The 12490-nt window shown below is 59.1% G+C and carries 10 protein-coding genes and 4 tRNA genes; 12 read left to right on the forward strand and 2 right to left on the reverse strand.

Features of this window, described 5'->3' with window-relative positions:
• Positions 1–63 precede the first annotated feature (63 nt).
• From KUF73_RS01295 to KUF73_RS01330, 8 genes are all read left to right on the forward strand, one after another.
• Positions 64–139, forward strand: a tRNA-Ala gene (locus KUF73_RS01295).
• Between the two features lie 79 nt (positions 140–218).
• A tRNA-Glu gene (locus KUF73_RS01300) sits at positions 219–294 on the forward strand.
• 53 nt (positions 295–347) lie between these two features.
• Positions 348–423 (forward strand) — tRNA-Ala (locus KUF73_RS01305).
• 80 nt (positions 424–503) lie between these two features.
• Positions 504–579: transfer RNA gene (locus KUF73_RS01310), tRNA-Glu, on the forward strand.
• 184 nt (positions 580–763) lie between these two features.
• Positions 764–1303 carry a TetR/AcrR family transcriptional regulator gene (locus KUF73_RS01315; protein ID WP_218436238.1) on the forward strand — a complete coding sequence of 180 codons (540 nt, stop codon included), beginning with the start codon at positions 764–766 and terminating at the stop codon, positions 1301–1303.
• A 29-nt stretch (positions 1304–1332) separates the two neighbouring features.
• Positions 1333–2166, forward strand: a complete 834-nt coding sequence (locus KUF73_RS01320; protein WP_218436239.1) for an alpha/beta fold hydrolase — start codon at positions 1333–1335, stop codon at positions 2164–2166.
• A gap of 47 nt (positions 2167–2213) precedes the next feature.
• The gene (locus KUF73_RS01325; RefSeq protein WP_218436240.1) at positions 2214–2651 is read left to right on the forward strand and encodes a thioesterase family protein; all 438 of its coding nucleotides are present in this window, start codon (positions 2214–2216) and stop codon (positions 2649–2651) included.
• Between the two features lie 153 nt (positions 2652–2804).
• Positions 2805–3764, forward strand: a complete 960-nt coding sequence (locus tag KUF73_RS01330; RefSeq protein WP_218436241.1) for a tRNA-dihydrouridine synthase — start codon at positions 2805–2807, stop codon at positions 3762–3764.
• Between the two features lie 152 nt (positions 3765–3916).
• Here the strand turns inward: KUF73_RS01330 and KUF73_RS01335 are convergent, their stop codons facing one another.
• Both KUF73_RS01335 and KUF73_RS01340 read right to left on the reverse strand, forming a co-directional pair.
• Positions 3917–7195, reverse strand: coding sequence for a PAS domain S-box protein (locus tag KUF73_RS01335; RefSeq protein ID WP_218436242.1), 3279 nt, complete (start codon positions 7193–7195; stop codon positions 3917–3919).
• A 67-nt stretch (positions 7196–7262) separates the two neighbouring features.
• Positions 7263–8153, reverse strand: a complete 891-nt coding sequence (locus tag KUF73_RS01340; RefSeq protein WP_218436243.1) for a LysR family transcriptional regulator — start codon at positions 8151–8153, stop codon at positions 7263–7265.
• Between the two features lie 148 nt (positions 8154–8301).
• On the opposite strand from KUF73_RS01340, the gene leuC reads away from it, so the two are divergent.
• From leuC to leuB, 4 genes are all read left to right on the forward strand, one after another.
• Positions 8302–9720, forward strand: a complete 1419-nt coding sequence (gene leuC, locus KUF73_RS01345) for a 3-isopropylmalate dehydratase large subunit (protein WP_218436244.1) — start codon at positions 8302–8304, stop codon at positions 9718–9720.
• A gap of 10 nt (positions 9721–9730) precedes the next feature.
• Positions 9731–10375, forward strand: a complete 645-nt coding sequence (leuD, locus tag KUF73_RS01350) for a 3-isopropylmalate dehydratase small subunit (protein WP_218436245.1) — start codon at positions 9731–9733, stop codon at positions 10373–10375.
• Positions 10376–10494: 119 nt separating this feature from the next.
• Complete coding sequence (locus KUF73_RS01355) at positions 10495–11262, forward strand: class I SAM-dependent methyltransferase (RefSeq protein ID WP_218436246.1); 768 nt, start codon at positions 10495–10497, stop codon at positions 11260–11262.
• 79 nt (positions 11263–11341) lie between these two features.
• Positions 11342–12424 (forward strand): 3-isopropylmalate dehydrogenase, encoded by a 1083-nt coding sequence (leuB, locus tag KUF73_RS01360; protein WP_218436247.1) that lies wholly within the window; start codon positions 11342–11344, stop codon positions 12422–12424.
• Positions 12425–12490: the final 66 nt, after the last annotated feature.

Raw genomic sequence — 12490 nt, forward strand, 5'->3', positions numbered from 1 at the left:
TTTAAAAATAAGTTTGACAGCTTTCCGGTCCGCCATTAAGATTCGCCCCGTCCTCAGCGATGAGGGGCTATAGCTCAGCTGGGAGAGCGCTTGCATGGCATGCAAGAGGTCGACGGTTCGATCCCGTCTAGCTCCACCAATTTACACTTCAAAGTCTGGCCACACCGGCCTTGAAGCGATCAACACTCAGCGTTGATCAGTTGTATAGAAGGGTTTGCGTCCCCTTCGTCTAGTGGCCTAGGACACCGCCCTTTCACGGCGGTAACAGGGGTTCGAGTCCCCTAGGGGACGCCAGTTTTACAGAAGTGATGTTGCAAAATGTCGCTCCGCCGCGAGGCGAAAAATCCGGGGCTATAGCTCAGCTGGGAGAGCGCTTGCATGGCATGCAAGAGGTCGACGGTTCGATCCCGTCTAGCTCCACCAATTTTACAGTTCAAGGTCTGGCCACACCGGCCTTGAATCGATCAGCTCTCAGCACTGATCAATTGTATAGAAGGGTTTGTGTCCCCTTCGTCTAGTGGCCTAGGACACCGCCCTTTCACGGCGGTAACAGGGGTTCGAGTCCCCTAGGGGACGCCACGATTACCCGCTCTGCGGGATTTTATAAGGGTCATTCAATTATTGAATGGCCCTTTTGTTTGTCTGGCGTTTGGCCAAATCCCTCCATTTCTTTCAAACTGTTCTTCAGACCAGCGGTCACATCCACGACTTGCAGAAAATTATTATGAGAATAATATTCTAGTCGTAATATTCGGAGGCAACGATGAACGATAAAAAAGCTCAAACCCGCGAACGCATCCTCAAGGCTGCCAGCGCAGCGCTGATTCAGCGCGGCCCGGCTGAGCCGAGTGTGGGCGAAGTGATGGGCGCAGCCGGCCTGACCGTCGGCGGCTTCTATGCGCACTTCGAAAGCAAGGACGCAATGATGCTGGAGGCGTTCAAGCAATTGCTGGGTCGTCGTCGTGACTTGATTGACGACATGGATACCGAATTGACCGGTGAAGAGCGTCGCGCCCTGGTCGCTGCGTTCTATCTGTCGCGCAAACATCGTGATTCCAGTGAGGCTGCATGCCCGATTCCGGCTTCTATCGGTGAGCTCGGTCGTCTGCCCGAGACGTTCCGGATCGCGTTGAACGAACATTTGGAACTGATGGTCGCGCAATTGTCGGCCAGCCCTGAAGACACAGACAAAGCTTTGGCCGACATGGCCTTGATGGTGGGCGGCCTGGCGCTGGCACGCGCGTTGGGCCCAGGTGATTTATCCGATCGATTGCTGCGCGCTGCCAAGTCGGCGGTGCGTTGACCTGAAGGCTACAGCCTGAGGATAGAGCGATGAACACGTTGAAGTGGGTTCGTGGCGTTAATGGCACCTTGGGTTGGTTGGCTCCGAAGCTGGTCGCAAGCAAAATGCGACTGGCGTTCATGACGCCGCGAGATTTTCCGCCGCGTGAATGGGAATTGCCGTTGTTGGCCAAATCCGAGCGGATAACGCTGCGCTTCGGCCTCTCTGCATTACGCTGGGGGCAAGGGCCGGCGGTGTTGTTGATGCACGGCTGGGAAGGCCGGCCGACACAGTTCGCCAGTCTCATCAACGCGCTGGTCGACGCTGGCTACACCGTGGTTGCCCTCGATGGCCCGGCACACGGTCGCTCACCGGGCACTGAAGCGAATGTGGTGTTGTTCGCCCGCGCCATGCTCGAAGCCGCCGCCGAATTGCCACCGCTGCAAGCCGTCATCGGTCACTCCATGGGCGGCGCCAGCGCCATGCTCGCCGTGCAATTGGGCTTGCGCACCGAAACGTTGGTCAGTATCGCGGCGCCGGCGAGGATTCTCGGTGTATTGCGCGGTTTCGCCCGTTTTGTGGGGTTGCCGCCGAAAGCTCGCTCGGCGTTCATTCGCCAAGTGGAGAAAGACGTCGGCATGCGCGCCGCAACGCTGGATGTCGCGCACTATCAGCTTGATATGCCTGGCTTGATCGTCCATGCCGAAGACGACAAACATGTTCCGGTAAAAGAATCGCAACTGATCCACGAAGCCTGGTTTGACAGCCGTCTGCTGCGCCTGGAAGAGGGCGGTCATCAGCGGGTACTGGCTGACCCTCGGGTGATTGATGGCGTGTTATCACTGCTGTCCGGTCGTAGCCTGCAATCGCGCCAATCGGCCTGAGCATCCGTTACACTGCCCCGGTCGAATTAATGTGACCGGGAGTGGGTATGGGCTGGGATCGGGAAACGCCGTTTATCATTGATCTGCAAGTGGGCGCCGAGGACATCGACGGGCTGGGCCACGCTAATAATGCGGTGTACGTGACCTGGCTCGAACGCTGCGCCTGGCGCCATTCCCAACGCCTGGGCCTGGATTTGGTGGAATACCGTCGACTTGATCGGGCGATGGCAGTTGTGCGCCACGAAATCGACTATCTTGCAGCCGCCTATGAAGGCGACGAGCTGCAATTGGCGACCTGGATCGTCGATTGGGATCAGCGCCTGAAGATGACCCGACACTTCCAGCTCAAGCGGCCCAGCGATAATTCGACGTTGTTGCGTGCGCAGACCACCTTCGTTTGCATCGAGCTGTCTACGGGAAAGCCCAAGCGCATGCCGGTCGAGTTCATCGAAGGTTACGGCCCGGCCATTCAAATCCCGGCCTGACACAATCCTTTAGGAGCTGCCGCAGGCTGCGATCTTTTGATTTTAAAAAACAAACATCAAAAGATCGCAGCCTGCGGCAGCTCCTACAGGGGTTACCTTTTCACCACTGAAACCCAGTAAACTGCCGCACGTTTTTCGTTGAGTGTGTTTTTCATGCAAATTGCTTTGGCGCCCATGGAGGGGTTGGTCGACGACATCCTGCGCGACGTGCTGACCCGGGTGGGCGGCATCGATTGGTGCGTAACCGAGTTCATTCGTGTCAACGATCAGTTGCTCACGCCTGCGTATTTCCACAAGTTCGGTCCGGAACTGCTGAACGGTGCCCGCACCGCATCCGGCGTGCCGCTGCGTGTTCAGTTACTGGGTTCGGATCCGGTCTGCCTGGCGGAAAACGCCGCACTGGCCTGTGAGCTGGGCTCTGAAGTCATCGACCTGAACTTCGGTTGCCCGGCGAAAACGGTGAACAAATCCCGTGGCGGCGCGGTGTTGCTCAAAGAGCCTGAGCTGCTGAACCAAATCGTCGAACACGTCCGTCGCGCCGTTCCGGCGCACATTCCGGTGACCGCCAAGATGCGCCTGGGTTTCGATAGCCCCGACGGTTCATTGGTGTGTGCCACGGCTTTGGCCGAAGGCGGCGCGGAGCACATCGTGGTTCACGCCCGTACCAAAACCGACGGCTACAAGCCTCCGGCACATTGGGAGTGGATTCCACGGGTGCAAGACGTGGTCAAGGTGCCGGTATTCGCCAATGGCGATATCTGGAGCGTCGAGGACTGGCGCCGCTGCCGCGAAATCAGCGGGGTGGAAGACATCATGCTCGGTCGCGGCCTGGTTTCGCGCCCTGATCTGGCCCGGCAAATCGCCGCGGCGCGGGTGGGCGAAGAGGTCGTCGAGATGACCTGGGCCGAGTTGCTGCCGCTGATCCAGGACTTCTGGCTGCAAGCCAAGGCGCAGATGACGGCGCGCCAATCTCCTGGTCGCTTGAAGCAATGGCTGGCGATGTTGACACGCAATTATCCCGAAGCTGTGGAACTGTTCACCGTCCTGCGCCGTGAGACCGAATTGGATCAGGTTTCGCGTTTGCTGGGTCTGCAGGTCGCGCAAGCAGCTTAAAAATCTATTAGAAAGCAATCAGTGATCAAAGGGCGCCTTCGGGCGTCCTTTTTTGTACCCGATCCTGTAGGAGCTGCCGCAGGCTGCGATCTTTTGACTTTTAAGGACAAGATCAAAAGATCGCAGCCTGCGGCAGCGCCTACAGGGGATTGTTATTTCAGGAGTTTCTGGAACTCATTCACCGGTAGCGGTCGGCTGTGCAGATATCCTTGATAGAAGTGGCAACCCAGCCCCTGCAAAAACTCCAGCTGTTCCGGTGTTTCCACACCTTCGGCGATCACTTTCAATTCCAGGCTGCGCGCCATGGCGACGATGGCGCGGATGATCTCGGCGTCGTTGGGATCAGTGGTGGCGTCGCGGATGAACGACTGGTCGATTTTCAGGGTGTCGACCGGCAGGCGTTTGAGGTAAGTCAGTGAGGAATAACCGGTGCCGAAATCGTCCATGGCAAAGCTCACACCGAGTTTTTTCAGGCGGCGCATTTTGTTGATGGTGTCTTCCAGGTTCTGGATGACGATGCCTTCGGTGATTTCCAGTTTCAGCAACGAGCAGGGCAGGCCGTGGGAGGTGAGGCTGTTCTCGATGCGCTCGACAAAATCGTTCTGACGGAACTGTCGGGGGCTGATGTTCACGCACAGGCTGAAATCCAGCGGGTCGACCAAGCCATTGGTGATCAGTTGTTGTAAGGCCTGGCAGGCTTCATCGAGAATCCAGGTGCCGACCTCCAGTATCAGGCCGCTGTCCTCCAGCACCTTGATGAATTCGGTGGGCGACTGCGCGCCGAGTTCCGGATGGGTCCAGCGCACCAACGCCTCGGCGCCGACAATGCGGTTATTGCGGGCGTCCAGTTGAGGTTGGTAATGCACGCGAAACTCGCCACGGGACAGCGCCAGACGCAGATCGGTTTCCATGCGCAGGCGCTCGCTCGCGGCTTTCTGCATGGTGTTGTGATACATCTGCGCGGTATTGCGCCCTGAATCCTTGGCGCGATAGAGGGCGATATCGGCGCGCTTGAGCAAATCGGTTGGCGTGGAGCCGTGATCGGGTATCAGCGCAATGCCGATACTTGGCGTCACTTGCAGGCGCTGGCCGTCGAGGAACATCGGTTCCGAAAGCAATTCGCGGATGGTGTCGGCCAGTTCGCGGACCTGATCGCTGACTTCATTCCGCGAGCCCTCAAGGCCGCTGAGCAGTACCACGAATTCATCACCGCCCAAACGCGCGACCGTGTCTTCCATGCGCACGCTGGCTTCCAGGCGCGCGGTGATTATTTTCAGCACCGTATCGCCCACGGGATGACCGAGCGAATCATTGATGTGCTTGAAGTGGTCAAGATCAAGGAACATCAAGGCACCACGCAGATTGTGGCGCTTGAGCAAGGCAATCTGTTGGCTCAGGCGATCCATCAACAATGCGCGGTTAGGCAGGTTGGTCAGTGGGTCGTGGTAGGCCAGGTGGCGAATCTGCGCCTCGGCGTTTTTCAGCAGGCTGACGTCCCGTGCGGTCAGCAGCAGACAGGCGGTTTCGTTGAGGGTGATCGGTTCTACCGACACTTCGACCGTCAGTAACTCGCCTCGTTTGTTACGCCCGAGCATTTCCTGGTGGTGAACCCGGCCCTTGATTTGCAGTTCGGCCAGCAGCGCTGAGCGCTGCTTCTCTTCGGCCCAGATCCCGACCTGGTACACCGTGCGCCCGATTACCTCGTCGGCGCGGTAGCCGGTCAGGCGACAGAAGCCGTCGTTGACCTCCAGGTAACGTCCAGTGTCGCGTTCAGTGATGGTGATGGCGTCGGGGCTTGAATGGAACGCCTTGGCGAACTTCTCTTCGCTGGCCTTGAGTGCCGCTTCCGAGCGTTGCTGCTGGGTGATGTCGCGCAACGTAGTGACGACACACGGCTGCTCGCCGACGTTGATCTGACGGCTGGAAATCACGCAGGTCAGGGATTGCCCGTCCTTGTGCTGGACGAGGATCGCCACGTTGTTCAGGCCTTGTTCGCGGATCACCTGTTCAATGCGCTGCAAACTTTTTGCCGAGGCGTCCCACAGGCCGATTTCGTCGGCGCTGCGCCCGATCACATCGGCGGCGCTCCAGCCGAAGGTCTGGGTGAAACTGGAGTTGATCTCGATGAACTGCCCGGTGTCCTGGCGGGTGACGCAGATCGGGTCCGGGCTGACCTGGAACAGGGTTGCGAATTTCTCTTCGGAGGCAATCAACTGTTGTTCGCGTTCGACCTGGTCGGTGATGTCGAGCAGGGTGCCGGCCATGCGCAGCGGCACGCCATTTTCGTCGCGGTAGAGCCGGGCCCGGCTTTCCAGGTAGCGCGAGGTGCCGTCCGGTAGTTGTACGCGATAGGTCAGCTGATAGTTGCCTGCCGGGCCTTCACGCAGGCTGCGGTAGGCGTCGCGCATGTTGTTGCGTTCTTCGCCGGGGACGCCTTCGAAAAACTCGTCGAAGGACTCATGGAAAGGTCTGGCTTCCATCCCGTGCAATTGCGCGGCGCGGGCCGAACCGTAAAGCATGCCGCTGGGAATGTGCCAATCCCATGTGCCCAGCTGTGCCGAGTCCAGGGCCAGGTCGAGGCGCTCCTGGCTGTCCTTCAAGGCATGCTCGGCAGATTTGCGTTCGGTGGTATCGAGGAAGGTACTCAGCAGGTAGGGCTGGCCTTCGAGTTCGACTTTTTGCGCGCTGAGGATGCCATCGTGGATCTGGCCGTTGCTGGCGCGAAATTGCACTTCCATGCTGGTCAGTTCGCCTTTGGCCTTGGTCGCCTTGACCAACTCTGCGCGTTGCTCGGGATGAACCCACAGGCCCAGCTCCAGGGTGGTGCGGCCGATTGCGTCCTGCACCGGCCAGCCGAACAGGCTTTCGAAATACTGATTGGCTTCTGTGATCAAGCCGTCTTCCTGGCGGGTCAGCAAGACCATGTTCGGGCACAGGTGGAACAGCGTGGCAAAGCGTTTTTCCGAACTGCTCAGCGCCTGTTCGCGTTGGCGCTGGTGAGTGATCTCGCGGATCACTCCGATCATGCGGGGGCGACCGTGTTTGTCAGGCAGCAGGCTGCCGTTGATCTCCAGCCAATGCAGGCTGCCATCGGGCCAGCGAATGCGGTGATGCATCGCGTGCTCCAACGGTGCGCCGGCGATCACGGCATGAAAGGCGCGAACGGTTTTCGCGCGATCCTCCGGTGGCAGCAAGTCGAGGTATTCCAGATCGGCGGGCAACGGTTGCTTTGGGTCGAAGCCAAATAGTGCCTGCGTGCCGCGGGACCAACTGATCTGCCCGCGCTCGATGTCCCAATACCAGGCACCCAAACGGGCACCGTTCAGGGCGGCCAGCAATTGTGGGGCACTTTCCCAGCTCTGTTCGGATCGTTGGGGATCAAGCGCCTGAATACGCGGCATCGGCGGAATACGGTCAACAGATTTCGGCATTGGCAAGCCTTAGGCTGATTTGGGCATTTTGCGCAGGGATTTCGCGGCTCTATAGGAGTAGCACAAGTTAGCCTGGAGTCCCTGGCAGATCGATTTGAGCATCCAACAGGGCCATAAAGGCCCGTGCTGCATTCGATAGCGTCCGTTCTGTGTGCAGGATATAGCCTAGCTGGCGAGACAGTTGTATGCCCGGCAAGGGTATTCGTGCAACTTGATCATCAAGCATGGTGCGCGGCAGCACACTCCAGGCCAGGCCAATGGACACCATCATCTTGATGGTTTCCAGGTAATTGGTGCTCATGGCGATGTTCGGCGTCAGCCCTTGGGCTTCAAACAGCCGTTGAACGATGTGGTGAGTAAAGGTGTTGCCACCGGGGAACACCGCCGGATGGCGGGCGATGTCTGCCAGATTGACTTTGCCGTTATTGATCAGCGAATGCTCCGGGGCGACCACGAAATCCAGCGGGTCATCCCACACCGGGGTGGCCTTGACCAGTGCGTGGGGTTCCGGCGCCAGGGTAATGACGGCCAGTTCCGCGCGACCGTGGAGGATTTCTTCGTAGGCCACTTCCGAATCGAGGAACTGAATATCCAGCGCCACTTGTGGGTAGCGTCGAGTGAATTCCCTTAATAGAGGGGGCAAACGGTGCAGGCCGATGTGGTGACTGGTGGCCAGGGTCAGACGACCGGTTACCTCGCCGGTGAGGTTGGTCAGGGCACGGCGAGTATCATCCAGTACATTCAGAATCTGGTAAGCCCTCGGCAGCAGGGCGCGGCCGGCCTCGGTCAGACCGACTTCACGGCCAAGCCGATCGAACAATCGCACCTTCAGTTGCTGCTCCAGCCCGGCGATGCGCTTGCTGATGGCGGGTTGGGTCAGGTGCAGCCGTTCGCCCGCGCCGGAGAAGCTGCCGGTCTCGGCAATGGCAATAAAAGCGTTGAGGTTAGCCAGATCCATGGTTGTATTCCAGTTGGTTATCCAAAGCATAAAAAATATGAATTTGAGTTATTTAATGTAACCCCATAGGATCAGCCTCACAAGCCAAGGGGTTATTGAATCACTCAAGACCCAGGGCATAGAAACAAGCTGATGAGGAAACCGTCTGATGGCCGGCAAAACGCTCTACGACAAGCTCTGGGATTCGCATTTGGTCAAGCAGCGCGACGATGGCTCTGCACTGATCTACATCGATCGTCACATCATCCACGAAGTGACTTCGCCGCAAGCCTTTGAAGGTCTGCGTCTGGCCGGGCGCAAGCCATGGCGTATCGATGCCAACATCGCGACCCCGGACCACAACGTACCGACGACGCCTGAGCGCAAGGGCGGCATCGAAGCCATTGCCGACCAGGTCTCGCGTTTGCAGGTGCAGACCCTCGACGACAACTGCGACGAATACGGCATCGTCGAATTCAAGATGAACGACATCCGCCAAGGCATCGTCCACGTCATCGGTCCGGAGCAGGGCGCTACCTTGCCGGGCATGACCGTGGTTTGCGGCGACTCGCATACCTCGACCCACGGCGCCTTCGGTGCCCTGGCGCACGGTATTGGCACTTCCGAGGTCGAGCATGTGCTCGCCACGCAGTGCCTGGTTGCCAAGAAAATGAAAAACATGCTGGTCTCCGTTGAAGGCAAATTGCCGTTCGGCGTGACCGCCAAAGACATCGTCCTCGCGGTGATCGGCAAGATTGGCACCGCCGGCGGTAACGGCCACGCCATCGAATTCGCCGGTAGCGCCATTCGTGACCTGTCCGTCGAAGGCCGCATGACCATCTGCAACATGTCCATCGAGGCCGGCGCTCGCGTAGGTCTGGTGGCGGCTGACGAAAAAACCGTGGCCTACGTGAAGGGCCGTCCATTCGCCCCGAAAGGCGCGGAATGGGACTTGGCCGTCGAAGCCTGGAAAGACCTGGTGACCGACACCGATGCGAAGTTCGACACCGTGGTCGAGCTCGACGCCACCCAGATCAAGCCACAAGTGAGCTGGGGCACGTCGCCCGAGATGGTGTTGGCCGTTGATCAAAACGTGCCGGACCCGGCCAAGGAAATGGACCTGGTCAAGCGCGGTTCCATCGAGCGCGCTTTGAAGTACATGGGGCTGACCGCCAATCAGGCGATCACCGACATTCAGCTGGATCGCGTGTTCATCGGCTCCTGCACCAACTCGCGGATCGAAGACCTGCGCGCTGCTGCCGTGATCGCCAAGGGCCGCAAAGTGGCCTCGACCATCAAGCAAGCCATCGTGGTGCCGGGCTCGGGCCTGGTGAAAGCGCAGGCTGAATCGGAAGGTCTGGACAAGATTTTCCTCGAAGCCGGTTTCGAATGGCGTGAGCCGGGTTGCTCGATGTGCCTGGCGATGAACCCGGACCGTTTGGAGTCTGGCGAGCATTGCGCTTCGACCTCCAACCGTAACTTCGAAGGCCGTCAGGGCGCCGGTGGTCGTACCCACCTCGTCAGCCCGGCCATGGCCGCCGCCGCCGCTGTGAACGGTCGTTTCGTCGACGTCCGTGAATTGATCTAAGGAGCGCAGCATGAAAGCTTTTACCCAGCACACTGGACTTGTCGCGCCTCTGGATCGTGCCAACGTCGACACCGACCAGATCATCCCGAAGCAGTTCTTGAAGTCGATCAAGCGCACCGGTTTCGGCCCGAACCTGTTCGATGAATGGCGCTACCTGGATGTGGGTCAGCCATATCAGGACAACTCCAAGCGTCCGCTGAACAAGGACTTCGTCCTCAACGCCGACCGTTATCAAGGTGCCAGCGTGTTACTGGCCCGTGAGAACTTCGGTTGCGGCTCCAGCCGTGAACACGCGCCATGGGCACTGGAAGAATACGGTTTCCGCAGCATCATCGCGCCGAGCTATGCCGACATCTTCTTCAACAACAGCTTCAAGAACGGCTTGCTGCCGATCATCTTGAGCGACGCTGAAGTTGATGAGCTGTTCCAGCAGGTTGAAGCTACGCCTGGCTATCAATTGCAGGTCGACTTGCAGGCCCAGACCGTGACCCGTCCGGACGGCAAAGTGCTGAGTTTTGAAATCGACGCTTTCCGCAAACATTGCCTGCTTAACGGTCTGGACGATATCGGCCTGACCTTGCAGGACGGCGATGCGATTGCGACGTTTGAAGCCAAGCACCGCGCGAGCCAGCCGTGGTTATTTCGCGACGCGTGATGTTTTGAGGTGACCCCGAAAAGATCGCAGCCTTCGGCAGGCGTACGCAGTTCCATGTAGGAGCTGCCGAAGGCTGCGATTTTTTGATCTTAAAACCAGCAACATGAAAGGAAGTCCCCATGACCAGCACCGCCCAGCACAGTCAGGTAGTCCAGAAGCAATTCGGTGAGCAGGCTTCGGCCTACCTGAGCAGCGCCGTACACGCTCAAGGTACCGAATTCGCACTGCTACAGGCCGAGCTGGCGGGGCAGGGCGAGGCCCGGGTTCTGGACCTGGGTTGCGGCGCCGGTCACGTCAGTTTTCACGTCGCTTCGCTGGTAAAAGAAGTGGTGGCCTACGACCTTTCGCAGCAGATGCTTGACGTGGTCGCCGCTGCTGCCGTTGATCGTGGCTTGAGCAATGTTTCCCCAGTCAACGGCGCCGCCGAGCGCCTGCCATTCGCCGATGGTGAGTTCGATTTCGTCTTCAGCCGTTATTCGGCGCACCATTGGAGCGATCTTGGCCTGGCGCTGCGGGAAGTTCGGCGTGTGCTGAAGCCGGGCGGCGTGGCGGCGTTCATCGACGTGTTGTCACCGGGCAGCCCGTTGTTCGACACTTACCTGCAAAGCGTCGAAGTGCTGCGCGACACCAGCCATGTGCGCGATTATTCCGCCGGTGAGTGGTTGCGTCAGGTCAGCGAAGCGGGGTTGCATACCCGCAGTACCACGCGTCAACGGCTGCGTCTGGAGTACAACTCCTGGGTCGAACGCATGCGCACGCCACAGGTGATGCGCGCGGCGATCCGCGAACTGCAGCAGTCGATGGGCAACGAAGTACGCGAATATTTTGAGATTGAGGCCGATGGTTCGTTCAGTACCGATGTACTGGTGCTGATGGCTGAACGGTAAGCTCTGAACAATAGACGCCGAACGATAGAATTTTTCCGGGTGCGCCTAGGGCGCGCCGACTGATGACATTGAGGAAAGCATGAGCAAGCAGATTCTGATTCTCCCAGGTGACGGTATTGGCCCGGAAATCATGGCCGAAGCGGTCAAGGTGCTGGAATTGACCAGCGACAAGTTCGCCCTGGGCTTTGAGCTGAGCCATGACGTAATCGGTGGCGCAGCCATCGACAAGCACGGCGTGCCACTGGCCGACGAAACCCTGGAACGCGCTCGTGCGGCTGATGCCGTGCTGCTGGGGGCCGTTGGCGGCCCGAAATGGGACACCATCGAACGTGACATCCGCCCTGAACGCGGCCTGCTGAAGATCCGTGCGCAACTGGGCCTGTTCGGCAACCTGCGTCCGGCGATTCTCTACCCGCAACTGGCTGAAGCGTCGAGCCTGAAACCGGAAATCGTTTCCGGCCTGGATATCCTGATCGTTCGCGAACTGACCGGCGGCATCTACTTCGGCGCGCCACGCGGCACCCGCACCCTGGAAAACGGCGAGCGTCAGTCCTACGACACCCTGCCGTACAGCGAAAGCGAAATCCGCCGTATCGCCCGTGTCGGCTTCGACATGGCCATGGTCCGCGGCAAGAAGCTGTGCTCGGTGGACAAGGCTAACGTGCTGGCTTCCAGCCAACTGTGGCGTGAAGTGGTCGAGCAAGTGGCCAAGGATTATCCTGAAGTCGAACTGAGCCACATGTACGTCGACAACGCCGCGATGCAGCTGGTGCGTGCGCCTAAGCAGTTCGACGTGATCGTCACCGACAACATGTTCGGCGACATCCTGTCCGACCAGGCCTCGATGCTCACCGGTTCCATCGGCATGCTGCCGTCGGCGTCCCTGGACACCAACAACAAAGGCATGTACGAGCCGTGCCACGGTTCGGCGCCGGACATCGCGGGCAAAGGCATTGCCAACCCGTTGGCGACCATTTTGTCGGTCTCGATGATGCTGCGTTACAGTTTCAACCAGCAGGCCGCCGCCGATGCCATCGAAAAGGCTGTCAGCCTGGTGCTGGACCAAGGCTTGCGCACGGGCGATATCTGGTCGAACGGTTGCACTAAAGTCGGTACGCAGGAAATGGGTGACGCAGTAGTCGCCGCGCTGCGGAATCTGTAATCTCTCGGGCCCGCTGCCACTTTCCCCCAAAGGCAGCGGCCCACTTTTCAAGAAGGTGTAGTTGCG

Source organism: Pseudomonas sp. PD9R (genome assembly GCF_019200975.1).
Classification (GTDB): domain Bacteria; phylum Pseudomonadota; class Gammaproteobacteria; order Pseudomonadales; family Pseudomonadaceae; genus Aquipseudomonas.

Excerpts from the sequence above, each read along its gene's own strand:
- KUF73_RS01315 (WP_218436238.1), top strand. The coding sequence starts at position 764 with ATGAACGATAAAAAAGCTCAAACCCGCGAACGCATCCTCAAGGCTGCC.
- KUF73_RS01340 (WP_218436243.1), bottom strand. The coding sequence starts at position 8,153 with ATGGATCTGGCTAACCTCAACGCTTTTATTGCCATTGCCGAGACCGGC.
- KUF73_RS01335 (WP_218436242.1), bottom strand. The coding sequence starts at position 7,195 with ATGCCGAAATCTGTTGACCGTATTCCGCCGATGCCGCGTATTCAGGCG.
- KUF73_RS01320 (WP_218436239.1), top strand. The coding sequence starts at position 1,333 with ATGAACACGTTGAAGTGGGTTCGTGGCGTTAATGGCACCTTGGGTTGG.
- KUF73_RS01330 (WP_218436241.1), top strand. The coding sequence starts at position 2,805 with ATGCAAATTGCTTTGGCGCCCATGGAGGGGTTGGTCGACGACATCCTG.
- KUF73_RS01325 (WP_218436240.1), top strand. The coding sequence starts at position 2,214 with ATGGGCTGGGATCGGGAAACGCCGTTTATCATTGATCTGCAAGTGGGC.
- leuC (WP_218436244.1), top strand. The coding sequence starts at position 8,302 with ATGGCCGGCAAAACGCTCTACGACAAGCTCTGGGATTCGCATTTGGTC.
- KUF73_RS01355 (WP_218436246.1), top strand. The coding sequence starts at position 10,495 with ATGACCAGCACCGCCCAGCACAGTCAGGTAGTCCAGAAGCAATTCGGT.
- leuB (WP_218436247.1), top strand. The coding sequence starts at position 11,342 with ATGAGCAAGCAGATTCTGATTCTCCCAGGTGACGGTATTGGCCCGGAA.
- leuD (WP_218436245.1), top strand. The coding sequence starts at position 9,731 with ATGAAAGCTTTTACCCAGCACACTGGACTTGTCGCGCCTCTGGATCGT.